The organism is Paracoccus sp. T5 (assembly GCF_048538155.2).
GTDB lineage: Bacteria > Pseudomonadota > Alphaproteobacteria > Rhodobacterales > Rhodobacteraceae > Paracoccus.
This window is the reverse complement of the sequence record NZ_CM135809.1, coordinates 1384463-1407274: the sequence shown is the minus strand read 5'-3', so window position 1 is coordinate 1407274 and position 22812 is coordinate 1384463. Positions and strand designations below refer to the sequence as shown.

23 protein-coding genes are annotated in these 22812 nt (G+C 66.8%); 9 read left to right on the top strand and 14 right to left on the bottom strand.

The window, feature by feature from the left end; all coding sequences use genetic code 11:
- Positions 1 to 19 precede the first annotated feature (19 nt).
- Positions 20 to 598: a leucyl/phenylalanyl-tRNA--protein transferase gene (gene aat, locus ACNR9W_RS06940; RefSeq protein ID WP_458478727.1), complete on the top strand. Its 579-nt coding sequence runs from the start codon at positions 20 to 22 to the stop codon at positions 596 to 598.
- Here the strand turns inward: aat and ACNR9W_RS06935 are convergent.
- The 5 genes from ACNR9W_RS06935 to ACNR9W_RS06915 form a co-directional block, all read right to left on the bottom strand.
- Positions 565 to 927 (bottom strand): DUF2155 domain-containing protein, encoded by a 363-nt coding sequence (locus ACNR9W_RS06935; protein WP_419268120.1) that lies wholly within the window; start codon positions 925 to 927, stop codon positions 565 to 567. The genes aat and ACNR9W_RS06935 overlap by 34 nt on opposite strands.
- Positions 924 to 1397: an outer membrane lipid asymmetry maintenance protein MlaD gene (gene mlaD / locus ACNR9W_RS06930; RefSeq protein WP_419268119.1), complete on the bottom strand. Its 474-nt coding sequence runs from the start codon at positions 1395 to 1397 to the stop codon at positions 924 to 926. Before mlaD ends, ACNR9W_RS06935 begins: the two co-directional genes overlap by 4 nt.
- A 1-nt stretch (position 1398) precedes the next feature.
- Entirely contained in the window at positions 1399 to 1773 is a 375-nt protein-coding gene (locus tag ACNR9W_RS06925) for an NADH:ubiquinone oxidoreductase subunit NDUFA12 (protein ID WP_419268118.1), read from the bottom strand.
- Positions 1774 to 1883: 110 nt separating this feature from the next.
- Positions 1884 to 3149: an ATP-dependent Clp protease ATP-binding subunit ClpX gene (clpX, locus tag ACNR9W_RS06920; RefSeq protein WP_419268117.1), complete on the bottom strand. Its 1266-nt coding sequence runs from the start codon at positions 3147 to 3149 to the stop codon at positions 1884 to 1886.
- A 158-nt stretch (positions 3150 to 3307) separates the two neighbouring features.
- Positions 3308 to 3940, bottom strand: coding sequence for an ATP-dependent Clp protease proteolytic subunit (locus tag ACNR9W_RS06915; RefSeq protein ID WP_419268116.1), 633 nt, complete (start codon positions 3938 to 3940; stop codon positions 3308 to 3310).
- A gap of 165 nt (positions 3941 to 4105) precedes the next feature.
- Between ACNR9W_RS06915 and pth the strand changes: the two genes are divergently transcribed.
- From pth to ACNR9W_RS06900, 3 genes are all read left to right on the top strand, one after another.
- Positions 4106 to 4810, top strand: a complete 705-nt coding sequence (gene pth / locus ACNR9W_RS06910) for an aminoacyl-tRNA hydrolase (RefSeq protein WP_419268115.1) — start codon at positions 4106 to 4108, stop codon at positions 4808 to 4810.
- Positions 4807 to 5817, top strand: coding sequence for a DUF2332 domain-containing protein (locus ACNR9W_RS06905; protein ID WP_419268114.1), 1011 nt, complete (start codon positions 4807 to 4809; stop codon positions 5815 to 5817). Before pth ends, ACNR9W_RS06905 begins: the two co-directional genes overlap by 4 nt.
- Before the next feature lie 61 nt (positions 5818 to 5878).
- A complete protein-coding gene (locus ACNR9W_RS06900; RefSeq protein WP_419268113.1) occupies positions 5879 to 6253 on the top strand; it encodes a DUF2237 family protein in 375 nt (124 codons plus the stop codon).
- Between the two features lie 506 nt (positions 6254 to 6759).
- On the opposite strand, the gene trpB is transcribed toward ACNR9W_RS06900, so the two are convergent.
- Genes trpB through xdhA form a run of 5 tightly spaced genes read right to left on the bottom strand, consistent with a single transcriptional unit; the run spans position 6760 to position 13859 of the window.
- The gene (gene trpB / locus ACNR9W_RS06895) at positions 6760 to 7986 is read right to left on the bottom strand and encodes a tryptophan synthase subunit beta (protein ID WP_419268112.1); all 1227 of its coding nucleotides are present in this window, start codon (positions 7984 to 7986) and stop codon (positions 6760 to 6762) included.
- A 58-nt stretch (positions 7987 to 8044) separates the two neighbouring features.
- Complete coding sequence (gene guaD, locus ACNR9W_RS06890; protein ID WP_419268111.1) at positions 8045 to 9370, bottom strand: guanine deaminase; 1326 nt, start codon at positions 9368 to 9370, stop codon at positions 8045 to 8047.
- A complete protein-coding gene (xdhC, locus tag ACNR9W_RS06885) occupies positions 9358 to 10089 on the bottom strand; it encodes a xanthine dehydrogenase accessory protein XdhC (RefSeq protein WP_419268110.1) in 732 nt (243 codons plus the stop codon). Before xdhC ends, guaD begins: the two co-directional genes overlap by 13 nt.
- Positions 10086 to 12407, bottom strand: a complete 2322-nt coding sequence (gene xdhB, locus ACNR9W_RS06880; RefSeq protein ID WP_419268109.1) for a xanthine dehydrogenase molybdopterin binding subunit — start codon at positions 12405 to 12407, stop codon at positions 10086 to 10088. The genes xdhC and xdhB overlap by 4 nt, the downstream gene beginning before the upstream one ends.
- A 3-nt stretch (positions 12408 to 12410) precedes the next feature.
- Complete coding sequence (xdhA, locus tag ACNR9W_RS06875; RefSeq protein ID WP_419268108.1) at positions 12411 to 13859, bottom strand: xanthine dehydrogenase small subunit; 1449 nt, start codon at positions 13857 to 13859, stop codon at positions 12411 to 12413.
- Between the two features lie 112 nt (positions 13860 to 13971).
- On the opposite strand from xdhA, the gene ACNR9W_RS06870 reads away from it, so the two are divergent.
- On the top strand, positions 13972 to 14865 hold the full coding sequence (locus ACNR9W_RS06870; RefSeq protein WP_419268107.1) for a LysR family transcriptional regulator: 894 nt from the start codon (positions 13972 to 13974) through the stop codon (positions 14863 to 14865).
- Here the strand turns inward: ACNR9W_RS06870 and ACNR9W_RS06865 are convergent.
- Positions 14862 to 16115, bottom strand: a complete 1254-nt coding sequence (locus ACNR9W_RS06865; RefSeq protein ID WP_419268106.1) for a urate hydroxylase PuuD — start codon at positions 16113 to 16115, stop codon at positions 14862 to 14864. The genes ACNR9W_RS06870 and ACNR9W_RS06865 overlap by 4 nt on opposite strands.
- 1 nt (position 16116) lies before the next feature.
- The gene (gene uraH / locus ACNR9W_RS06860) at positions 16117 to 16470 is read right to left on the bottom strand and encodes a hydroxyisourate hydrolase (RefSeq protein WP_419268105.1); all 354 of its coding nucleotides are present in this window, start codon (positions 16468 to 16470) and stop codon (positions 16117 to 16119) included.
- Between the two features lie 276 nt (positions 16471 to 16746).
- Between uraH and bhcR the strand changes: the two genes are divergently transcribed.
- From bhcR to ACNR9W_RS06840, 4 genes are all read left to right on the top strand, one after another.
- Positions 16747 to 17559 carry an HTH-type transcriptional regulator BhcR gene (gene bhcR / locus ACNR9W_RS06855; RefSeq protein WP_419268104.1) on the top strand — a complete coding sequence of 271 codons (813 nt, stop codon included), beginning with the start codon at positions 16747 to 16749 and terminating at the stop codon, positions 17557 to 17559.
- 178 nt (positions 17560 to 17737) lie between these two features.
- Positions 17738 to 19144 (top strand): allantoinase PuuE, encoded by a 1407-nt coding sequence (gene puuE / locus ACNR9W_RS06850; RefSeq protein ID WP_419268103.1) that lies wholly within the window; start codon positions 17738 to 17740, stop codon positions 19142 to 19144.
- 110 nt (positions 19145 to 19254) lie between these two features.
- A complete protein-coding gene (locus ACNR9W_RS06845) occupies positions 19255 to 20031 on the top strand; it encodes a bifunctional allantoicase/(S)-ureidoglycine aminohydrolase (RefSeq protein WP_458478725.1) in 777 nt (258 codons plus the stop codon).
- A 175-nt stretch (positions 20032 to 20206) separates the two neighbouring features.
- Positions 20207 to 21151, top strand: a complete 945-nt coding sequence (locus ACNR9W_RS06840; protein WP_419268101.1) for a hypothetical protein — start codon at positions 20207 to 20209, stop codon at positions 21149 to 21151.
- Here the strand turns inward: ACNR9W_RS06840 and ACNR9W_RS06835 are convergent.
- Both ACNR9W_RS06835 and ACNR9W_RS06830 read right to left on the bottom strand, forming a co-directional pair.
- A complete protein-coding gene (locus tag ACNR9W_RS06835; RefSeq protein WP_419268100.1) occupies positions 21084 to 21992 on the bottom strand; it encodes a DMT family transporter in 909 nt (302 codons plus the stop codon). The genes ACNR9W_RS06840 and ACNR9W_RS06835 overlap by 68 nt on opposite strands.
- A 55-nt stretch (positions 21993 to 22047) precedes the next feature.
- Complete coding sequence (locus ACNR9W_RS06830; protein ID WP_419268099.1) at positions 22048 to 22791, bottom strand: YebC/PmpR family DNA-binding transcriptional regulator; 744 nt, start codon at positions 22789 to 22791, stop codon at positions 22048 to 22050.
- Positions 22792 to 22812: the final 21 nt, after the last annotated feature.

Sequence of the window (22812 nt, the reverse complement as noted above, 5' to 3'; positions counted from 1 at the left end):
TGCGCGCGGGGTCTTTCCCATGGCCGAAAGCGCGGATGACGACCGGCTCTACTGGTTCGATCCGCAGCTGCGGGGTGTCATCCCCGTGGGCGGCGTCCACGCATCGCGCTCACTGCTGCGGGACCTGCGGCGGGGCGGCTGGTCCGCGCATCTGGACGGCGATTTCTGCGCCGTGGTGGCGGCCTGCGCGGATCGCGGGACTACCTGGATCAATGCCGAGTTGTCCAACCTTTATGCCCAGCTGCATGTCGCGGGTCATGCGCATGCCATCGAGGTCCGCCACGACGGTCGATTTGCCGGAGGACTCTTTGGGGTTACCCTTGGCTCTGCGTTCTTCGGCGAATCCATGGTTTCGGCGCGCACCAACGGCTCCAAGATGGCGCTGTTATGGGCTTCGGATCACCTTGCGCGCTGCGGCTTCACCCTTTTCGACACGCAGTTCCTGACGCCCCATCTGGCGCGGATGGGCGGGGTCGAGGTGACGCGGGCGGTCTATCGGCAAAGCCTGTCGCGGGCGCTGCGCAGAAAGGCGGATTTCACTGCACATCCGCTCGCCTCCGACCTTCAGCTTTGGCAGGCCATGACCCACACGTCATAGCGCGCGTCGTCCAGGGCCGACAGCGCCGGGGCGCTGGCAATCATCCAGCCGCTGAAGATGGTGGTGTTCTGGCGCAGGTCGGTGATCGTCAGTTGGGCGAAGGCGTCAGAGCTCTGGTCCCCCGCCGGAAAACGGCATTCCCCCAGGCGCAGTTCCAGCCGCCCATAGCGCAATGCCTCACCCACGCGCAGCGGCAGGTCGGTGGTGCGCCCTGAAACCTTGTCGAGACCTCTCAGGAGCGCCCCGCCCGCGCGTAGCGTGTCTTGGGCCGCCGCCGGCATGGCAAGGACCCACACACAGAGCAGCGCGCGAAGGGTGCGCGCGATCATGGTTCCTTGTCCTGGGACTGGCTGTCCACGAACTTGAGCATCAGCTGCAGCAGACTGACAGCGCCTTGCACATCCTCGATCTCGTCGCCGGGGGCCAGATTGTCAGGACTGCCGCCAGGTTGCAGCTGGATGTAGGCGCCGCCCAGCAGGCCGTCCGACTGGATCAAGGCGGCGCTGTCGGCGGGCAGCAGGATCCCATCCGGGATCTGCAGCACCGCATCCGCCATGTAGGTCTGAGGGTTCAGCTGGACATCGCTGACGCGCCCGATCTTGACCCCAGCCAGGCGCACTTCGGTCCCGACGCTGACGCCGTCTACGTCCGGAAAGGAGGCGGTGACGTGATAGCCCCCGGTTCCCGGCCAATCGCCTTGAGCCGCCCAAGCCAAGAACGCGGCAGCAACAACCAGAACCAGCGCACCGGCCCAGAGTTCGGCCCGGGCTTCGCCATGGTGCCCGCCGGCAACAGCCATGTTATTCAGGCTGCCATGCATCGTAGTCGCGTCGAGCGACAGGCTGCACGCGGTTCAGCGACCCGGCCGGAACATAGGCTTCGGACGTTCCGGTCAGGTTCGGCTTGTGCGGCTTTTCCCAGACCTTGTGCGGCAGCGGCGCCTCGGTCGGGGGTTCGTTCCAGGTGTGGTGCAGCCAGCCGTGCCATTCGGGGCTGATCTGGCTGGCCTCTGCCTCGGCCTTGTAGATCACCCAACGGCGCGCGCCGTCCTTGGACTGATAGAACAGGTTTCCCGCACCATCCTCACCAACCTTCACGCCATTGCGCCAGGTCCAGAACTGGGTGTTGAGCGTCTGGCTGTTCCACCAGGTCAAGCTGCGCAGCAGGAACGACATCGACAGGCCCTCATCGATCAGATTTCTTCGAGGATATGCACCAGATTGGCGCACGGGTCCAGCCTTGGAAGACCGGACCCGATGACACGGCGCAGCATCATTCCCGGTTTTTAACCGGCCGAGGCGCTGCCCTTTTTGGCATCCGTATGGATCAGCAGCGGCTTGACCGAGGCGTTCTCGACCGCATCCTCGTTCACCACGACCTCCTCGACGCTGTCCAGGCCGGGAAGCTCGAACATGGTGTCCAGCAGGATCTCTTCCATGATGGACCGCAGACCACGGGCACCTGTCTTGCGCTTGATCGCGCGCTTGGCAATCGCGGTCAGCGCATCCTCGGTGAAGGTCAGCTGCACGCCTTCCAAATCGAACAGGCGCTGATACTGCTTGACCAAGGCGTTCTTCGGCTTGGTCAGGATGATGATCAGCGCTTCCTCGTCCAGATCCGTCAGCGTGGCGATCACCGGCAGGCGGCCGACGAATTCCGGGATCAGGCCGAACTTAAGCAGGTCCTCGGGCTCAAGCTCCTTGAACGTCTCGCCGACGCCCTTGTCGCTGTTCTCCTTGACGCTGGCGCCAAAGCCCATCGCCGTGCCCTTGTTGCGCTGCGAGATGATCCGGTCGAGACCTGCGAAGGCGCCCCCGCAGATGAACAGGATGTTGGTCGTGTCCACCTGCAGGAATTCCTGCTGCGGATGCTTGCGACCTCCTTGGGGCGGGACGCTGGCGACCGTGCCCTCCATGATCTTCAGCAGGGCCTGCTGCACGCCCTCGCCCGACACGTCGCGGGTGATCGAGGGGTTGTCGGACTTGCGCGTGATCTTGTCGACCTCGTCGATATAGACGATGCCGCGCTGCGCGCGTTCCACGTTGTATTCGCTGGCCTGCAGCAGCTTGAGGATGATGTTCTCGACATCCTCGCCGACGTAGCCGGCCTCGGTCAGCGTGGTGGCGTCGGCCATCGTGAACGGCACATCCAGGATCCGCGCCAGGGTCTGGGCCAGCAGCGTCTTGCCGCAACCAGTAGGGCCAATCAGCAGGATGTTCGACTTGGCCAGCTCGATATCGGTCTTGGACCCGTGGTTGAGGCGCTTGTAGTGGTTGTGCACCGCGACGGACAGAACCCGTTTGGCATGTTCCTGACCGATCACGTAATCGTCCAGCACGCCGCAGATCTCGCGCGGGGTCGGCACGCCGTCGCCGGATTTCAGGCCGCTGGTCTTAGTTTCCTCGCGGATGATGTCCATACACAGTTCGACGCATTCATCGCAGATGAACACGGTCGGTCCTGCAATGAGCTTGCGGACCTCGTGCTGGCTCTTGCCGCAGAAGCTGCAATAGAGCGTGTTCTTGCTGTCGCCGCCGGACTGGTTGGCCATCGTCCACTTCCTTCACTACCGCCGCACGTCCTGCGCTGCGGGCGACGGCGGGCACCTGACCGCACGTCGCATCTTCGGATCTCCCGAGGCGGATCGGCCGCCCCGAGCAGTTCAGTCATGTTACGAGCCCGCCGGGTCCGTCACAATCCCCAACGGGGCTATTTCTTCTCGGGTTCCGCCTTGCCGCGCGGCTTCAGCACCTCGTCGATCAGGCCCCATTCCTGTGCCTCGTCCGGACCCATGAAGCGGTCCCGCTCCAGCGCCTGTTCGACCTCGTCCAGGGTGCGGCCGGTATGGTTCACGTAGATCTCGTTCAGGCGGCGCTTCAGCTTCTCGGTTTCGCGTGCGTGGATCAGGATATCGGTCGCCTGGCCCTGGTATCCGCCCGAAGGTTGGTGGACCATCACGCGGCTGTTGGGCAGCGAGTAGCGCAGCCCCTTTTCCCCCGCGGCCAGCAGCAGCGACCCCATCGAGGCCGCCTGTCCCACCACCAGCGTCGAGACGCGGGGGCGGATGTACTGCATCGTGTCATAGATCGACAGGCCCGAGGTCACGACGCCGCCGGGGCTGTTAATGTACATGCTGATGTCCTTGGACGGGTTCTCCGCCTCCAGGAACAGCAGCTGCGCGCAGATCAGCGTGGACATCCCGTCATGGACCGGGCCCGAGACGAAGATGATCCGTTCCTTCAGCAGCCGCGAGAAGATGTCATAGGCCCGTTCCCCGCGCGAGGTCTGTTCGACCACCATGGGAACGAGGGTGTTCATGTAGAATTCTGCCGGATCGCTCATCTTCTGTCCTTGCTGTCTGTCCCTGTCCCCGCGATTCGTCCGGGCCTGAACCCCTGTCTTAGCCGCGATAGGTTGACAGAGTCTTAGTAACCGGCAAGGTCAGCCGCAAGGGATGGAACGAAATTCGACCCGCGCCTTGGCCGCGCGGACAGGCAGGAGAGGCATGTGAAACTGATCGTTGGGCTGGGAAATCCCGGCGCAAAATACGCGTCGAACCGTCACAACATCGGTTTCATGGCGCTGGACCGGATCGCGGAGGACCATGGCTTCGGCCCCTGGCGGGCCCGTTTCCAAGGCTTGGCGACCGAGGGGCGCATCGGCGACAGCCGCGCCACGCTGCTGAAGCCCCAGACCTTCATGAACCTGTCCGGGCAGGCCGTCGGAGAGGCGATGCGCTACCTGAAGCTGACGCCGGCGGATGTGATCGTCCTGCATGACGAGCTGGACCTCGCGCCGGGCAAGTGTCGGGTCAAGCAGGGGGGCGGGCATGCGGGGCACAACGGGCTGCGCTCGATCCACCAGCATATCGGTGCGGAGTACGACCGCGTCAGGCTGGGGATCGGGCATCCGGGCCACAAGGACAAGGTCGCGCCCTATGTGCTGTCGGACTTCGCCAAGGCGGATCAGGACTGGCTGGACGACCTGATGCGCGGCATCTCCGACGGGGCGGCGGCGCTGGCGGCGGGCGACGGCGGGCGGTTCCAGAACGCGGTCGCGGCGCGCGTGTCGCCAGCCCGCAACAGCGGCACGGAGGCCCCGGCTGCCCGTCAGGCACCGGCGCCTAAGGCCGCTCCTGCCCCCGCTCCGGAACCACAGCATCCCGGCAGCCTTGCCGACAGGCTGCGGGCCCTGACGGACCGGTTCAAGTGACCGAAGCGGTTCGCGCGGCATTTCGGGACCAGGCCCGCTCCTGCCGGCAGCTGGGATCGCCCCTGACGGCGCGGATCTGCGACAGCCTGGCGGATGTGCTGGCGACGGACCAGGGACAGACCGCGCGCCGCGTCCTGAACTGGCCCGGCGATCCGTCCAGCCGCGCCGATTCCGTGCCGCTGCGCCTTTGCGGCGGCTTGCATGCGCTGGTGCTGACGGGCGCGGCCCCGGAGCTGGCGCGCGCCTATGCCACGGGCGACTTGGCCCCAAGCCTTCTGGTCGCCGCGCTGCGCGATCATGATGCGACGCTTGAGGAATGGCTGGACAGCCCGCCCCAGACGAACGAGGTCGCGCGCTCGGCCGCCCTGATCGCGACCGCGCGCTTTCTGTCGGAGCTGTGCCCCCTGCCCCTCAGGCTGCTGGAACTGGGGGCGTCGGCGGGCCTGAACCTGAACTTCGACCGCTATCATCTGGGGCCCGCGTCGGATGGTGTCTCCCTCACCCCCGACTGGCGCGGGACCGTGCCGCAGGGCAATCTCCGGGTCAGCAGCCGCCGCGGGGTCGACCTGAACCCGCTGGATCCGGATCGCGACGCGCTGCGCCTGATGGCCTATTGCTGGGCCGACCAGAGCGCGCGCCTGTCGCGGCTGCGCGGCGCGCTGCAGATCGCGCGGGCCGACCCGCCGCAGGTGGACCGGGGTGATGCGGGCGAATGGCTGGGCGTCCAGCTTCGCGACCCCGTCCCGGGCGTGCTGACGATGGTCTTCCACACGGTCGCGGCGCAATATTTCCCCGCCGCGACCACGACGGCCTGTGCCGATGCCATGGCGCGCGCCGCAGCGCAGGCCAGCCCGCAGGCACCGCTGGCCCATGTCGAGATGGAGGCTGACGGCGGCGAGGGCGCGGCCCTGCGCCTTGGCTTCTGGAGCGGGTCCGCGCGCCGCTGGTCGCTTGGGCGTGCCGATTTTCACGGACGCTGGATCACTTGGGATCCCCACCCGGTGTGACCTGCCCCCTTTTCCCCCAGCGGGACGCGCCCTAGGGTGGCGCGAAAGAGGAGACATACGCATGGAGCCGTCGATCAATGTCCTGGGCGGGGAGCTGCAGCCCTGCTCGACCACACCGCGCACCGGCTTTTACCGCAACGGCTGTTGCGACACCGGACCCGAGGATCGCGGCAGCCACACGGTCTGCGTGATCCTGACCGAGGAATTCCTGGCGATGTCGCGTTACCTGGGCAACGACCTGACGACGCCGCGCCCGGAATTCGGCTTTCCGGGGCTGAAGGCCGGGGATCAATGGTGCCTTTGTGCCGCGCGCTTCCTGCAGGCGACGCAGGAATTTGCCGCCCCGCGAGTGGTGCTGGAATCGACGCACAGGCGCGCCTTGGACATCGTTCCGCTGGAGCTGTTGAAACGTCATGCGGAGGGCAATGCGAGCTAAGTACGAACAGGCTGACAGGCGCTTCTGTGCGGTCCGGCGATGCCTTGGACCCTCACCGGGCGCCGCTGGTTCGCGAGGGCGACGTTACCCGGCTTTAGGCGCGGTACAGGGTGCCGGGCACAGCCTGCCCTGTGCTGGCCTGTGATACCCCCGACGTCCGCGCGGTTCTGGTCGAAAAACTCCCAGGCACCGTGCTGCTCCACGATGAGGCGGCTGACCATTGCCCCCCGACTGGTCCGGGGGCATGCTGAAGCTGGACAAGGCCATGCCGCTGGTCGTCTCTCCCCTCTTCCGCTGCCGCATCGGCCCGGACGGCAGGGTGGTCCATCCGGGGCTGAGGTCGCAGGCAAGACGTCCTGCCCTATGACCGGCGGCTGGCCAAAGTCGACCCTCCGCCAGCCCGCAGCTGGCGCCGGAGATCCGGCTGGCCGAACTCACAGGGGCGCGGATCGTCCTGCTCCTGCCGATGCTGGAACCTGGTCTAAAACCTGCTGCTGACGCGCCAATCAGGTCTTGATGTCAAAGCCCAAGTGCTTGGCGACGGTGAAGATGTCCTTGTCGCCGCGCCCGCACATGTTCATCACGATGATGTGGTCGGCGGGCAGGTCGGGCGCGATCTTGATCACATGAGCCAATGCATGGCTGGGCTCCAGCGCGGGGATAATCCCCTCCTGCGCGCAGCACAGCTGGAAGGCGGCCAAGGCCTCGTCATCGGTGATGCTGACATATTCCGCGCGGCCCATATCCTTCAGCCAGGCATGTTCGGGACCGATGCCCGGATAGTCCAGGCCCGCGCTGATCGAATGCCCCTCCAGGATCTGGCCGTCATCGTCCTGCAGCAGATAGGTGCGGTTGCCATGCAGCACGCCCGCGCGCCCGCCCGACAGGCTGGCGCAATGTTCCATCCGGTCATCGACGCCCTTGCCACCGGCCTCGACGCCGATGATGCGGACCTCCTTGTCGTCCAGGAAGGGATAGAACAGGCCCATTGCATTCGAGCCGCCGCCGATGGCCGCGATGAGGGTGTCGGGCAGGCGGCCTTCGCGCGGCATGATCTGTTCGCGGACCTCCTTGCCGATGATCGACTGGAAATCGCGCACCATCGCCGGATAAGGATGCGGCCCCGCGACCGTGCCGATGCAGTAGAAGGTGTCGCGGACGTTGGTCACCCAATCGCGCAGCGCGTCGTTCATCGCGTCCTTCAGCGTGCCGCGACCGCTGGTCACCGGCACGACCTCGGCACCCAAAAGGCGCATGCGGAACACGTTCGGGGCCTGCCGTTCGACATCATGGGCGCCCATGTAGACCACGCATTTCAGCCCGAACCGCGCGCAGACGGTGGCGGTGGCCACGCCATGCTGGCCCGCGCCGGTTTCCGCAATGATGCGGGTCTTGCCCATGCGGATCGCCAGCAGGATCTGGCCCAGCACGTTGTTGATCTTGTGCGCGCCGGTGTGGTTCAACTCGTCGCGCTTCATGTAGATCTTGGCGCCGCCCAGGTGCTGGGTCATGCGCTCGGCGAAATACAGCGGGCTGGGGCGGCCGACATAATGCGTCCACAGATCGTTCATCTGGTCCCAGAAGGATGGGTCCGTCTTGGCGCGTTCGTATTCGGCCTCGAGGTCTAGGATCAGCGGCATCAGCGTCTCGCTGACAAAGCGGCCGCCATAGATGCCAAAGCGGCCCTGTTCGTCGGGCCCGGTGGTGAAGCTGTTCAGCAGGTCGTCGGCCATGGGATGCGCCTTTGGATCAGGATTGGGTATCGGGCCTGGAAAGCCCCTTGCCGCCGTTCTAGACCCGTTCGGCGGCGGATTGAAGCCCGTCCATGTGAACGCCTTGTCGCGGCTTTTGCGGGCGCCCCGCGACATAAGTCTGGGCCACCGCACGGTCGTCGCCCATGATCTGCAGGATGAACAGCTTTTCGGCCAAGGTCTCGGCCCGTTCGGCGCGCAGGGCCATTGCAGCGGTCGCGCAGGGGTCCAGCACCACCAGGTCAGCGGCGCTGCCAGGGGTGAGGGTGCCGATCTCCGCCTCCATCCCGAGGGCCAGGGCATTGCCGCGCGTGGCCCAGTGGAACGCCGTCAGCGGATGCAGCTTCTGCCTGCGCATCTGCAGAATCTTGTAGCCTTCGTTCAGGGTCTGCAACATCGACCAACTGGTGCCGCCCCCGACATCGGTGGCGATGCCGCTGGTGACGCCCGCAGCGCGCAGCCCGTCGGCATCGAAAAGGCCCGACCCCAGGAACAGGTTGGAGGTGGGACAGAAGACCGCGCGGCTGCCGGTTTCGGCCAGCCGGGCGATCTCGCGCGGCTCCAGGTGGATCGAATGGCCCAGCAGCGTGCGGGGACCAAGCAGGCCATAGTGGTCATAGATATCCAGATAATCCCGCGCCTTGGGATAAAGACTTAGCGTGAATTCGATCTCGTCTCGATTTTCGGACAGGTGGGTCTGCAGGTGGCAGCCGGGATACTCACGGACCAGCGCCCCCGCCATCTCCATCTGCTCGGGGGACGAGGTGATCGCGAAGCGCGGGGTGATCGCGTAACGCTGGCGTCCCTTGCCGTGCCACGCCTCGATCAATGCCCTGCTGTCGTCATAGGAGGATTGCGGGGTATCGTGGACGGCGGGAATGGCATTGCGATCCATCATCACCTTGCCCGCAACCATCGCCATGTCGCGGGCATGGGCGGCGGCAAAGAGCGCTTTGGCGCTGGCCTTGTGGCTGGAGCAGAAGGCGACCGCCGTGGTCGTGCCATGTGCTGTCAGCTGGTCCAGGAACAGGCCCGCCATGCGGGCGGCGTGGGCGGGGTCGGAAAATTGCGCCTCGGCCGGGAAGGTGTAGGTGTTCAGCCAGTCCAGCAGCTGCGCCCCCCAGCTGGCAATGACCTGCAGCTGCGGGAAATGGATATGCGGATCGATGAAACCCGGCAGGATCAGGTGCGGGCGGTGGTCGATTTCGGACAACCCATCGCGGGCCAGGTCGGCATGATCGCCGACGGCAAGGATCCGGCCGTCCTCGACCAGGATGGCGCCGTCTTCCCAGAAGCGGTGATTGTCGGCGCTGTCTTGGGGGTCGGCGTGAAAGTCGAGGACCTGGCCCCGGATCAGCTGTTGCATGGGTATTTTTTCAACGAAGAAGCGGTGAGGCGCGCCATCAGTTCGGCGGCGGTGAAGGCGGCGATGATTTCGGGGCGCTTGTCGCGGCTGAAGCCTGCGCCGATCGGGCAGGTCAAGGGCGCAGGATCGATCCCCCGGGCGCCGGCAAAACGGGCGAACTGCGCGCGTTTCGTCGCGCTGCCGATCATGCCGACATAGGTCAGGTCGGTGCGGGCCAGCGCCTCGACCGCCAAGAGGAAGTCCAGTGCGTGGTCATGGGTCAGGATCACGACGCTGCTGCCCGGAGCGGCTGCGCGGATCTGGGCCTCGGGCAGCGGGGTCAGCAGGGTCGGGCCGGTGGCGCGGGCCAGTTCCTCGGAGCGGCTGTCGATCAGCAGCGCATTCACCGGCAGCGGCTGCAGCGCATGGGCCAGCGCCCGCCCCACATGGCCCGCACCAAAGATCAGCACGTCGGGATGATCCTGGGGTGTCGGCGCGTGACGATCCAGCGACACGACCACGCGGCCGCCGCAGCATTGGCCGATCTCGGGGCCGAGGGGGATGTCCATCCGCGCCTCCGCCTCGCCGCGCGCCAGCATCTGGCGGGCGCGGTCGATGACCATGTATTCCAGCTGCCCGCCGCCGATCGTGCCCTGCGTGTCGTCGGGGGTCACGATCATCTCGGCCCCCGCCTCGCGCGGGGTCGAGCCCCGCGCCGATATGACCCGGACGCGGATCATCCGCGCAGCCGTTCGACCGCCATCAGCACGCGTTCGGGCGTGGCAGGCGCATCCAGCCGCGCGGGTTCCCGGTAGCCCGCGACCGAGGCGACCGCCATGTTGATCGCCTCGAACACGCTGATGCCCAGCATGAAGGGCGGCTCTCCGACGGCCTTCGATCGCTTGATGGTGCGTTCGGCGGCCTCGGACCAGTCGGTCAGCCTGACGTTGAAGACGCGCGGCCGGTCGCTGGCCAGCGGCACCTTGTAGGTCGAAGGGGCGTGGGTGCGCAGGCGCCCCTGCGCGTCCCACCACAGCTCCTCGGTCGTCAGCCAGCCGGCGCCCTGGACAAAGGCGCCCTCGACCTGCCCCTTGTCGATGGCCGGGTTCAGGCTGCGGCCTACGTCATGCAGCACGTCGGTGCGGTCGATCACGTATTCGCCGGTCAGCGTGTCCACCGACACCTCGGACACTGCCGCACCATAGGCATAGTAATAGAAGGGCCGCCCCTTGCCGGTCGCCCGGTCCCAGTGGATCTTGGGGGTCTTGTAGAAACCCGCGGCCGACAGGTGGATGCGCGCCATGTAGGCGGCCTTGATGACCTCGGTGAAGGGGATCTGGTGGTCGCCGGCCCGGATGTGACCCGGCACGAAGGTGACGGCGTCGGGCGGCACCTGCCAGCGTTCGGCCACGAATTCGACCAGCCGGGCCTTGATCTGGTCGGCCGCATCCAGCGCCGCCATGCCGTTCAGGTCGGTTCCCGACGACGCCGCCGTGGCCGAAGTGTTGGGCACCTTTTCCGTGGTCGTGCGGGTGATCTTGATCCGCCTGATGTCGCATTGGAACGCCTCGGCCACGACCTGCGCGACCTTGGTGTTCAGGCCCTGCCCCATCTCGGTCCCGCCATGGTTCAGCATGATCGAGCCGTCGGAATAGATGTGGACCAGCGCGCCCGCCTGGTTGAACCAAGTGGCGGTGAAACTGATCCCGAACTTGACCGGCGTCAGCGCGATGCCCTTGCGGATGACGCCGCCGGCCGCATCCATGCGCGCGTTCCAGTCCAGCACCGCCTGACGGCGGGCCTGGTAATCGCTGCTGGCCTCCAGCTCGTCCAGGATGCGCGGCAGGATCTGGTCGTGGACCTCCTGGTGGTAGGGGGTCAGCTGGCCGTTTTCATAAAGATTGCGGCGGCGCACCTCCAGCGGGTCGAGGCCAAGGGCATAGGCGATCTCCTCGATCATCCGTTCGGCCACGATCACGCCCTGCGGGCCGCCAAAGCCGCGAAAGGCGGTGTTGCTGACCGTGTTCGTCTTCATCGGGTGGCTGCTGACGCGCACATCGGGGTAGAAATAGGCGTTGTCGGCATGAAACAGCGCCCGATCCGTCACGGGGCCCGAGAGGTCCGCCGAAAAACCACAGCGGGCATACCAGTCGCCTTCGACCGCCCTGATGCGGCCGTCGTCGTCAAAACCCACGGCATAGTCGACGACGAAATCATGGCGCTTGCCGGTGGCGATCATGTCGTCGTCGCGGTCGGGGCGGATTTTGACCGCCCGGTTCCAGCGCTTGGCCGCCAAGGCGGCCACGCAGGCGAACAGGTTCATCTGCGTTTCCTTGCCGCCGAAACCGCCGCCCATGCGCCGCACGTTCACGACGACCGAATGGCTGGGCACCTTCAGGACATGGGCCACCATGTGCTGCACCTCGGACGGGTGCTGGGTCGAGACGTTGACGACGACGTCCTCGTCCTCTCCCGGCAGGGCCATGGCGATCTGGCCCTCCAGATAAAAGTGGTCCTGGCCGCCGATGGAGAACCGCCCCTCGATCCGGCGCGGGGCCGCGGCCATGGCGCGCGGCGCGTCGCCCCGGCGCAGGGTCAGCGGGTCGGTGACATAGCCCATGCCGGCATCCCGCGCGGCAATCGGGTCCAGCGCATGGGGCAGCGGGTCATAGTCGATCCGCGCCTTGTGCGCCGCGCGCCGCGCCTGGTCGCGCGTCTCGGCAATGACGGCAAAGACCGGCTGGCCCCAGAACTGCACCAGCCCGTCGGCAAAGATCGGGTCGTCATTCTTGCCGTTGGGCGAGACATCGTTCACGCCTGGAATGTTTTTGGCCGTCAGCACGCCCAGCACGCCGGGGCTGGCCAGCGTCGCTGTAAAATCCATGCCGGTGATGCGGCCATGCGCGCATTGCGACAGGCCCAGATAGGCGTGGGCCAGGTTCGCGGGCGCGGCCAGATCATCGGTATAGTCGGCGCGGCCGGTGACATGCTTGATGGCGCTGTCGTGGATCGTGTCCTGGTGGGCCAGGCCGTGCACCGCGTTCCCGTCATCCTTCATCGTTTATGCCCCCACGGCCTGGCGCAGCCGCACGGGCAGGCCGGTTTCCGATTGCTCCAGCCAGAAGCGGCGGAACAGGTTGCGCGCCACGGTTGCGCGGTATTCGGCGCTGGCCCGCATGTCGGTCAGCGGCTGGAAGTCATTCGCCACGGCGCGGGCCGCGGCCTCGAACGCGGCCTGGGCGAAGCGCTGGCCCTCCAGCGCAGCCTCGGCAGCGCGGGCGCGGCGGGGCGTTGCCGCCATGCCGCCAAAGGCCAGGCGGGCCTCGGTGATCATGCCGCCCTCGACCGTCACGCAGAAGCCCGCGGCCACGGCCGTGATGTCGCTGTCGCGCCGCTTGGTGATCTTGTAGGCGGCGATGCGCGCCTGGGGCCGGGTCGGGATCAGCACCTGTTCCACGAACTCTCCGGGCTGGCGGTCCTGCTTGCCGTAATCGATGAAGAAATCCTCCAGCGCGATCTCCCGGCGCGCATCGCCCCGGCGCAAAACGATCCGCGCGCCCAGCGCGATCAGCAGCGGCGGCGTGTCGCCGATGGGCGATCCGTTGGCGATGTTCGCGCCGATCGTGCCCATGTTCCGCACCTGCCAGCCGCCGATGCGCATCCAATAGTCCTGCGCAGCCGGGACATGGCGCGCGATCAGCGGCGCCGCTTCCGAATAGGTGAGGCCGGCGCCCAGGCGGATCCTGTCGCCCTCGACGGCCATGTCCTTCATCAGGTGGCCGATGAAGATGGCGGGACTGATGTCGCGCAGGAACTTGGTCACCCACAGCCCCACGTCGGTCGCCCCCGCGACCAGTGTCGCCTCGGGCTCCTCCAGCAGGATCTGCGCCAGGTCATCGGCATCGGCGGGAATCAACGCGCGGTCGGCACCTCGCGCGACCGTCACGCGGCCGCCCCGGATTCCGGCCAGCCGCGCGGCCACCGCCTGACGCTCGCGCGCCAGCGCGTCCTGCGCCTGCCCCCCTGCGGCACCGGCGGCTAGGGCCGCCTTGACGATCGGCTCATAGCCCGTGCAGCGGCAGATGTTGCCCTGAAGCGCGGTCTCGACGGCCTCGGCATCGGCGGCAGGGTTCGCCATCCACAGTGCATAAAGCGCCATGACGATCCCCGGCGTGCAGAAGCCGCACTGGCTGCCGTGATGTTCGACCATCGCCGCCTGGATCGGATGCAGCCCGCCGTCGGGGCCGTGCAGATGTTCGATCGTGACGACATGGGTGGCGTGGCAGGAGGCCAGCAGCCGGATGCAGGCGTTCACCGGCTCATAGATCAGGCCCCCGTCGGTCATCCGGCCCACCAGCACGGTGCAGGCACCGCAATCCCCCTCGGCGCAGCCCTCCTTGGTGCCGGTCAGGCGCCGCGCCAAGCGCAGGTGATCCAGCAGCGTATCGGATGCCCCCACCTCGGACAGGGAAATCTCCTGGTCGTTCAGCAGAAACCGCAGCTGGTTCATGATAACCCTTCCTGGCTGTCGCAAGGTCCCGATCCTAGGCCGGAAGGGCTGGTTGCGAAATCGGTGCCGGCGTAGAAGACTTTACATGAAACGTTGAAAGCCAGCCACCGCCATGTCCTATCTTGAAAGCCTGCGGGTCTTTGTCCGGGTGGTCGAACTGGGCTCGATCACCGCCGGAGGCAGGGATCTGCGCCTTTCGCCGGCAGTTGCCTCGAACCGCATCAAAGATCTTGAAAATCGCTTCGGGCTGCGGCTGCTGAACCGCACCACGCGCAAGCTGACCACGACCGAGATCGGGCGCGCCTTCTATGACCACGCCCGCCGCGTGATCGACACGCTGGACGAGGCCGAGGGGCTGATCTCCAGCTTTTCCGGAAAGCCGCAGGGGGTGATCCGGCTGACCGCGCCCTTGGGGCTGGGGCGGCGGCTGATCGCGCCGCTGATCCCGCCCTTCTGTGCCGAGAACCCCGGCGTCGAGTTCCGGCTGCGCCTGTCGGACCGCAACGTCAACATCGTCGAGGATGCCATCGACCTGGCCTTCTTCCTGGGAGAGCCTGCGGATTCAACCCTGAAATGGCGCAAGATCGCCGACTGCCCGCGCGTCCTGGTGGCGGCGCCCGCCTATCTGGCGGCGGCGAGGGTGCCGCAGGTTCCCGATGATTTAGCCGACCACAACTGCCTGCTGCTGCGCTATCCCCGCAGCCCGGAATATTTCTGGACCCTGACCACGCCCGAGGGGCCGCGCAAGATGATGGTCTCGGGCCGGTTCGACACGGATGACGGCGACGTGCTGACGGCCTGGGCGCTAGAGGGACACGGCATCGCGAACCGCCCCCATTACGAGGTGGCCGACGACCTGGCCGCTGGCCGGCTTGTCACCGTGCTGCCCGATTTCCCGCCGCCCCTGGCGCAGCTGGGCTGCCTGACGCCGCATCGGCGGCTTCAGGACCCCAAGGTGCGCATGTTCGCCGATTACGCGGTGCGAGAATTGCGCCCGCTGTTCTAGAGCCCGGCCATCCCGAAGGCGCTCACCTGCCGGAACCAGCGGATGATCTGGCGCCGCTCGTCCATCTCCATCCCGGTCAGGTTGGCGGGCGGCATGGCGTCGGTCAGGCCGGCCTGGACATAGATCTCGCGCGCGGCGCGGGCGATGTCGGCGGGGGTCTCCAGCACCACGCCCTTGGGCGCGTGGTGGATGCCCTCCCACACGGGTTCGCGCGCGTGGCACATGGAACAGCGGCCGATGACTGTATTGGCGACCTGGTCAAAGCCGGGGACCTCGGCCAGCCGCGTCTCGGCCGGGGTCAGGGGGCGGGCCATGGCCTCGTCATAGCTGTCCTGGTTGAGGCCCATCGACGACAGCCACATGACGCCGATGAACAGCATCACGGTGACGGCCCAAGTCCACCAGCGATACCCCTTGCGGGCGTGCATGGTGTTGAAGAAATGCCGGATCGTCACCCCCATCAGGAAGATCAGCGCCGCGATCAGCCAGTTGAATTCGCTGGCAAAGGCCAGCGGATAGTGGTTCGACAGCATCAGAAAGACGACCGGCAGCGTCAGGTAGTTGTTATGCGTGGACCGCAACTTGGCGATCTTGCCATATTTCGGATCGGGTGCCCTGCCCGCCTTGAGGTCGGCGACCACGATGCGCTGGTTCGGCATGATGATCAGGAACACGTTTGCTGTCATGATCGTGGCGGTGAAGGCACCCTGATGCAGCAGCGCGGCGCGCCCGGTGAAGACCTGGTCATAGGCCCAGCCCATCACCACCAGGGCGGCGAACAGCAGCAGCATCAGCACCGTCGGACGGTTCCCCAGGGGCGACTTGCACAGCCCGTCATAGATCAGCCAGCCCACCGCCAGCGACCCGCCCGAGATGGCGATCGCCTGCCAGACGCCCAGATCGGCCTTGGAAGGGTCGATCAGGAACAGGTTGGCGCCCGCCCAGTAGGTGACCATCAGCAGCGCCGCACCCGACAGCCAGGTCGAATAGCTTTCCCATTTGAACCAGGTCAGGTGTTCGGGCATCCGCTCGGGCGCGACCAGGTATTTCTGGACATGATAGAAGCCGCCGCCATGAACCTGCCATTCCTCGCCATGCGCGCCCTTGGGCAGGTGGGCGGCCTTTTGCAGGCCCAGGTCCAGCGCGATGAAATAGAAGCTGCTGCCGATCCAGGCGATGGCGGTGATGACATGGGTCCAGCGCACCGCGAAGGCCAGCCATTCCCAGATGACGACGGGTTCCGGGATCATCTCAACTGCCCCGATAGGTCGAATAGCCGAAGGGCGAGACCAGCAGCGGGACGTGGTAATGGTCGTCCTGCGACATGCCGAAGCGGATCGGGATCACGTCCAGGAAACGCGGCGCCTCTGCCGGAACCCCTGTGGCGTCCATCCAGGCGCCGGCGTGGAATTCCAGCTCGTACCGGCCGGTCGCGAAACTCTCGGCGGGCAGGATCTGCCGGTCGGTGCGGCCGTCGGCATTGGTGACCAGACGTGCAAGCAGGCTCCGCCCCTCGCCCTCCAGCCGATAGAGCACCACCTCCATGCCCTGCGCCGGGCGGCCCCGGGCCGTGTCCAGAACATGTGTCGTCAGATAGCCCGGCATGTCCGGCCCCCTTTTTCCCGCAGCTTTCTCCGGTGATAGCCGATCGCGCAGCCGGAACGAGCCCGGAGCCGCGCAAGGCTGTCTATAGATTTCGTGGATAATCTTGCGGGCGGCGGGCGGCCGGGTCCAGCCCCCGCCTGACCCGGCCGGACGATATTTCTGGAAATCGTTTCCGGACCCGGCGATAAGGGCAGAATTCCGCGCAGCCACAGGGCCTTGGCCTTTTCCGCCGGCTGCATCGCCCCCGCCGCCCCTGCGGCACCAACGGAGAGAGACATGGCCGATCCGACCCGGCGCCGTGGCCGCCCGCGCAAATCCGTGCCCGAGGCGCCCGGCACGGTCCAGGCGCTGGACCGGGCGCTGGATCTTCTGGACCTGCTGGCCGGCGCGCCAGGCCTGACGCTGAGCGAGGTGGCCGAACAGGCGGGCCAGCCCCCTTCGACCGTGCACCGGGTGCTGCACACGCTGGCCCTGCGCGGCATGGTCGAAAGCGATCCGGCGACCCAGGCCTGGAACATCGGGCCGCAGGCCTTCCGGCTCGGCTCGGCCTTCATGCGGCGGTCGGGGATCGTCGAACGGGCGCGCCCGGTCCTGCGCCAGCTGATGCAGCACAGCGGAGAGACCGCGAACCTGGGCATCCTGCAGGGCAACACGGTCCTGTTCGTCAGCCAGGTCGAGACGCAGGAAACCATCCGCGCCTTTTTCCCGCCCGGCACCTCGTCGCCGCTGCACGCCTCGGGGATCGGCAAGGCGCTGCTGGCCTTTGGCCCGGCCCAGGACCTGCAGGCGATGGCACAGGGCGGCGAACTGACGCGCTTTACCGACAAGACGCTGACCGATCCCGCGGCGCTGGAGGCCGACCTGGCCCGCATCCGCCAGCGCGGCTTTTCCTTCGACGACGAGGAAAAGACCCGCGGCATGCGCTGCATCGCGGCCCCGGTCTTCGACCTGTCCAAAGAGGCGATCGCCGGAGTTTCGGTCAGCGGCCCGTCGCACCGGATCGCGGTGGAACATGTCCAGGCACTGGGCGCCGTGGTCGCCGCCGCCGCCGCCAGCCTGACCGAGATCATGGGCGGCAAGACGCCCTGATCGCGCCGGCAGGTTCTGCCGTGCAGGCAGGACCACGCCGCCACTCGCTTTCAAGATATTCTTGAAAACGGGGCGATCTTATTTTCCTGGTTGAAACAGAATTCTGCCTTCTACGCCTTGCCCTTGCGGGCTGGCCGGGCTTTGGTGACGCTGCGACACGACCCACCGGAGGACCCAGATGCGCTACAGCCGCGATTTGCGAGGATATGGCGAAACGCCACCGGACCCGAAATGGCCGGGCGATGCCAGGATCGCGGTGCAGATCGTCGTCAACTACGAGGAAGGCGGCGAGAACAGCATCGAACATGGCGACGCCGCCTCCGAGGCCTTCCTGTCCGAGATCATCGGCGCCCAGCCCTGGCCCGGCAAACGCCACTGGAACATGGAATCGATCTACGACTATGGCGCGCGGTCCGGGTTCTGGCGGCTGCACCGGCTGCTGAAGGATATCCCCGTGACCGTCTATGGCGTGGCGACCGCGCTGGAGCGCAGCCCGGAACAGGTGGCCGCCATGCAGGAGGCAGGCTGGGAAATCGCCACCCATGGCCTCAAATGGATCGACTATCGCGATGCCCCGCGCGAGGTCGAGGCCGAGCATATCGCCCGCGCCGTTGAATTGCACCGCCAGGTCACCGGCGAACGCCCGCACGGCTTTTACCAAGGCCGCACCTCGATGAACACGGTCGAGCTGGGTTGCGAGGAAGGCGGCTTTGCCTATCTGGCCGACAGCATCGCCGACGATCTGCCCTATTGGCATGTCCATGACGGCCGGCCGCAGCTGATGGTGCCCTACACGATGGACGCCAATGACATGCGCTTTTCCAGCGGCCAGGGATTTGGCACGGGGGTCGAGTTCTTCGACTATCTGCGCGACAGCTTTGACGTGCTTTACGCCGAAGGTGCGGCGGGCGCGCCCAAGATGATGTCGATCGGGTTGCATTGCCGCTTGGCCGGCCGTCCGGGCCGCGCGATGGCGATCCGGCAGTTCCTGGACCATGCCCGCGCGCACGAAGGGGTCTGGTTCGCCTCGCGGCTGGACATCGCGCGCCACTGGGCGGCGGTCCATCCGCACCAGCCGCGGCTGCGCCCCTCGCAGATGGACCGCGACAGCTTTGTCGCGCGGTTCGGCGGCATCTACGAAAATTCGCCCTTCATCGCCGAACGGGTCTGGGACGCCGAGATGGGCGCCGTCCACGACAGCGCGGCGGGGCTGGCCGGGCGCATGGCCCAGATCTTCCGGGCGGCGGATGAGGACGAGCGGCTGGACGTGCTGCGTGCCCATCCCGACCTTGCCGGCAAGCTGGCGCAGGCCCGCAGGCTGTCGGCCGACAGCAGCGCCGAGCAGGCCGGCGCCGGGCTGGACGCCCTGACCGATGCCGAACGCGCCGAGTTCACCGGCCTGAACGAGGCCTATATGGCCAAGCACGGTTTCCCCTTCATCATTGCGGTGCGCGACCATGACAAGGCGGGCATCCTGGCCGCCATGCAGGCCCGGATCAGCAACGACACCGCCACTGAGCGTGCCACGGCCGAAGCGCAGGTCGTCCGCATCGCCACGCTTCGCCTTCAGGAGGCCCTGAAATGACCGACCAGCCCCCGAAGGGCGCGCCGACCGGCGACATCGCCCGCGTGATCTCCGAACAGCATACCGGCCCCTATGCCGGCCCGGTGGCCGGCCTGCCGCCGCAAACCGGGATGACCACCGACACGGCGATCTTCACCGACGCCTATGCCGTCATTCCGCGCACGGTGATGCGCGACATCGTCACCTCCTACCTGCCCGGCTGGACGGGGATGCGGATGTGGATGCTGGCCCGGCCCCTGACCGGCTTTGCCGAGACCTTCAGCCAGTACATCGTGGAACTGGCCGAAGGCGGCGGCAGCGAGGCGCCCGACGACGACCCCGAGGTGCAGCACGCGATCTTCGTGACCGGCGGCGACATGCAGGTGGTGATCGATGGGACCGAACACCTGCTGACGCCGGGCGGCTTTGCCTATATCCCCGCAGCCACGCCATGGCAGATCCGCAACCGCACCGCCGGACCTGCCGGCTTCCATTGGTGGCGCAAGCGCTGGCAGCCGGCGGCGGGCGTCGACAAGCCCGACCCGATCGTGGTGCAGGAACAGGACATCGCGCCTTCCATGATGCCCGACACCGACGGGGCCTGGGGCACGACGCGCTTCATGGACCCGGCCGACCTGCGCCATGACATGCACATCACCGTCGTGACCTTCGCGCCGGGCGGATCGATTCCCTTCGCCGAAACCCATGTCATGGAACACGGGCTGTTCGTGCTGGAGGGCAAGGCCGTCTATCGCCTGAACCGGGACTGGGTCGAGGTGGGTCCCGGCGACTACATGTGGCTGCGCGCCTTCTGCCCCCAGGCCTGCTATGCGGGCGGTCCCGGACGTTTCCGCTATCTCCTCTACAAGGATGTGAACCGCCACGCGTCGCTCTGGCCCAACCGCTAAGCTGCCTACACCCTTGGGACGCGCGGATGCGCGTTCCAAGGGTGCTGACCCCGGTCCCGCCGGTCCCGTCGGTGGGATCATGCCGATCAGGGGTGGAAACTCCCCGGCCGGTTTCAACTCTGCACTTATTCCATATCGTCTCGGCCTCTGTAACGACCGGCGGGAGTATTGGCGGATGCGGATTATCGGCCTGGATGCTGCCCGAAGCCTGGCGATCGTGCTGGCCATGTCCTCGCATGTCTATGTCGAGGCGGGCCTGCAACCGCATGTCCCGGATCAGCTGTCGCAGATCATGCGGCTTGCCTTTCAGATCGCGACCCCGACCTTCATCCTCCTGTTCGGCACGATGCTGGAGGTCATCTACCAACCGCGGTGGACCAGCACGGCCGCGCGGCGGCAGGTGGCCGGGCATCTTGTGTCGCGTGCGCTGCAATGCTGGGCCCTTTATGCGATCAGCATTTTTGCGCTGTTCCTGTCCCACGACCAATACTCGCTGCGCTTCAGCATCGGGACGATGCTGTTCATGGGCAATTCGCCCTATACCGAAATCCTCAAGTTCTACGCCGTCGTGTTGGCACTCGCGTCGGTCCTGCTGTGGCTGCGCGCGCGTCTGGGGCTTTGGCCCCTGGTTGTGGCCGCCCTGGCCTATCATGCCGCCTGGCCGCTGTTGACGGCGCTGCCGGATGCCCATCACGACCTGGGGGCGCCCTTGGCGGTCGGCCGGCTGATCATGTTCGCGACGGGCTTTGGCGGTCTTCAGCTGGCCGGCCCCTCGATCCTGCACGGGCTTACGCTGGTCGTGGCGGGCCAGTGCCTAGGGCAACATCCTTCTTTACCTGGTCGACTTCTCGCCCAAGGGGCCGGGGGCCTCGCTGGCATGGGCGATCCTGCTGCTGCTGGCGATCTGCGCGATGAGCTGGGCCTTCGACCTGGCGGCGCGCCGGTTGCCGGCGGTCGGGACGGGCCTCGGCCTTCTGAAACGGCCCATCGACCGCACGGCACAGGTCCTCCTGAACCTGACCTGGCGCCTCCAGCCCGCAGGCTGAGCGCGATCAGCCCTTCGTGGCGACGTTGGGCGGCGTCGGGGTCCGGGCCCGCAGCCGGGCTTCGCGCCAGGTGATATAGCTGATGGCGCCGATCATCAGCCCGCCGCCCAGGATGACCCAGGCGTCCAAGGGCTCGTGAAAGACCAGAACGCCCACGAGGCTGGCCCAGATCAGCTGCAGGAAGGTGACGGGCTGCGTCACGGTCAGCGGCGCCGCGGCAAAGGCCCGCGTCATCGTGTAATGGCCGGCGGTGGCAAAGACCGCCACCAGCCCCAGCCAGCCCAGCTGCGACCAGCTGGGCGGCACCCAATGCGCGATGGCCAGGGGCGCCAGCCCGACCGAGACGGTCAGCGACATCATCGCCACCACGACCGAGGCCGGAACCCGGTCGGACAGCCGCTTGGCCACCAGATAGGACGCCCCGAAGGCCACGGCGGCACCGACCTGCGACAGGTGGCCGGGGTCCAGCACGCGCAGGCCCGGCCGCAGCACGATCAGCGCGCCCGCCAGGGCCACGCCGATGGCAAAGATGCGCCGGGTGGCCAGCCGCTCTCCCATGAAAAGGGCCGCGCCGATCGTGACGATGATGGGATTGAGAAAGCCGATGGCCGTCACCTCGGCCACGGTGATGCGCGACATGGCATAGAACCAGGCCACCACCGCGATGACGTGCAGCCCGCCGCGCAGGGCGAACATCCCCCACAGGTCGCGCGGAAAGCCGACCCTCAGCGCGCGGCTGATGACAGGCGCCAGGAAGACCAGCCCGAACAGGAAGCGGATGAAGGCGGCCTGTGCGGCGGGCAAGGCGCCGTCCAGGCCGCGGACGATGGTGTTGACGGCCACAAAGCACAGGCCCGTCGCCAGCATCCACCCAATGCCGATCATGTCGCGGCGCGTATGAGACAGGTTCTGCATCATCTGCAACTGCCGCCTTTCGGGCGGCAGTGCAAGGGCGGATCTTGCGGCAGCCTCAAAGCGCGGCCGCGACCTCTTCGGTCAGGTCGAAGTTGCCGGTGACGTTCTGGACGTCGTCATCCTCCTCCAGCGCGTCGATCAGCTTCATCAGCTTCTGCGCGGTCTCGGCGTCGCTGATCTCGGTCGGAGCCTGGGGCTTCCAGATCAGCTTGGCGGTCTCGGATTCGCCCAAGGTCGCCTCCAGCGCGGTCGAGACCTCGTTCAGCGCCGTATCCGCGCAATAGATCCAGTGACCCTCCTCGTCCGTCTCGACATCGTCGGCGCCTGCCTCGATGGCGGCCAGCATCACGGTGTCGGCATCGCCCGCCGACAGCGGGTAGACGATCTCTCCGACCCGGTCGAACATGAAGCTGACCGATCCGGTCTGGCCCAGATCGCCGCCGGACTTGGTGAAATAGCTGCGGACGTTGGACGCGGTCCGGTTGCGGTTGTCGGTCATCGCCTCGACCACCAGCGCGATGCCGTTGGGGCCATAGCCCTCATAGCGGATTTCTTCGTAATTCTCCGCGTCGCCGCCCTGCGACTTCTTGATCGCCCGGTCGATCACGTCCTTGGGGACGGATTTTGCCTTGGCCTCCTTGACGGCCAGCCGCAGGCGCGGGTTCTTTTCGGGGTCCGGGTCGCCCATCTTGGCGGCGACGGTGATTTCCTTGGCCAGCTTGGAAAACAGCTTCGAGCGCAGCTTGTCCTGCCGGCCCTTGCGATGCTGGATGTTGGCCCATTTGGAATGCCCTGCCATGTCGGGTCGTCCTTCGCGGTT

Bases quoted from the DNA above. Each gene is read 5' to 3' on its own strand.
- ACNR9W_RS06830 (WP_419268099.1), bottom strand. From the start codon at position 22,791: ATGGCAGGGCATTCCAAATGGGCCAACATCCAGCATCGCAAGGGCCGG.
- ACNR9W_RS06935 (WP_419268120.1), bottom strand. From the start codon at position 927: ATGATCGCGCGCACCCTTCGCGCGCTGCTCTGTGTGTGGGTCCTTGCC.
- mlaD (WP_419268119.1), bottom strand. From the start codon at position 1,397: ATGGCTGTTGCCGGCGGGCACCATGGCGAAGCCCGGGCCGAACTCTGG.
- uraH (WP_419268105.1), bottom strand. From the start codon at position 16,470: ATGCCGGGCTATCTGACGACACATGTTCTGGACACGGCCCGGGGCCGC.
- ACNR9W_RS06915 (WP_419268116.1), bottom strand. From the start codon at position 3,940: ATGAGCGATCCGGCAGAATTCTACATGAACACCCTCGTTCCCATGGTG.
- trpB (WP_419268112.1), bottom strand. From the start codon at position 7,986: ATGGCCGACGACCTGCTGAACAGCTTCACCACCGGGCCCGACGAACAG.
- bhcR (WP_419268104.1), top strand. From the start codon at position 16,747: ATGGCCGATCCGACCCGGCGCCGTGGCCGCCCGCGCAAATCCGTGCCC.
- guaD (WP_419268111.1), bottom strand. From the start codon at position 9,370: ATGCAACAGCTGATCCGGGGCCAGGTCCTCGACTTTCACGCCGACCCC.
- aat (WP_458478727.1), top strand. From the start codon at position 20: ATGGCCGAAAGCGCGGATGACGACCGGCTCTACTGGTTCGATCCGCAG.
- xdhC (WP_419268110.1), bottom strand. From the start codon at position 10,089: ATGATCCGCGTCCGGGTCATATCGGCGCGGGGCTCGACCCCGCGCGAG.
- clpX (WP_419268117.1), bottom strand. From the start codon at position 3,149: ATGGCCAACCAGTCCGGCGGCGACAGCAAGAACACGCTCTATTGCAGC.
- ACNR9W_RS06845 (WP_458478725.1), top strand. From the start codon at position 19,255: ATGACCACCGACACGGCGATCTTCACCGACGCCTATGCCGTCATTCCG.
- puuE (WP_419268103.1), top strand. From the start codon at position 17,738: ATGCGCTACAGCCGCGATTTGCGAGGATATGGCGAAACGCCACCGGAC.
- xdhA (WP_419268108.1), bottom strand. From the start codon at position 13,859: ATGAACCAGCTGCGGTTTCTGCTGAACGACCAGGAGATTTCCCTGTCC.
- ACNR9W_RS06925 (WP_419268118.1), bottom strand. From the start codon at position 1,773: ATGTCGTTCCTGCTGCGCAGCTTGACCTGGTGGAACAGCCAGACGCTC.
- xdhB (WP_419268109.1), bottom strand. From the start codon at position 12,407: ATGAAGGATGACGGGAACGCGGTGCACGGCCTGGCCCACCAGGACACG.
- ACNR9W_RS06835 (WP_419268100.1), bottom strand. From the start codon at position 21,992: ATGCAGAACCTGTCTCATACGCGCCGCGACATGATCGGCATTGGGTGG.
- ACNR9W_RS06900 (WP_419268113.1), top strand. From the start codon at position 5,879: ATGGAGCCGTCGATCAATGTCCTGGGCGGGGAGCTGCAGCCCTGCTCG.
- ACNR9W_RS06870 (WP_419268107.1), top strand. From the start codon at position 13,972: ATGTCCTATCTTGAAAGCCTGCGGGTCTTTGTCCGGGTGGTCGAACTG.
- ACNR9W_RS06840 (WP_419268101.1), top strand. From the start codon at position 20,207: ATGCGGATTATCGGCCTGGATGCTGCCCGAAGCCTGGCGATCGTGCTG.
- ACNR9W_RS06865 (WP_419268106.1), bottom strand. From the start codon at position 16,115: ATGATCCCGGAACCCGTCGTCATCTGGGAATGGCTGGCCTTCGCGGTG.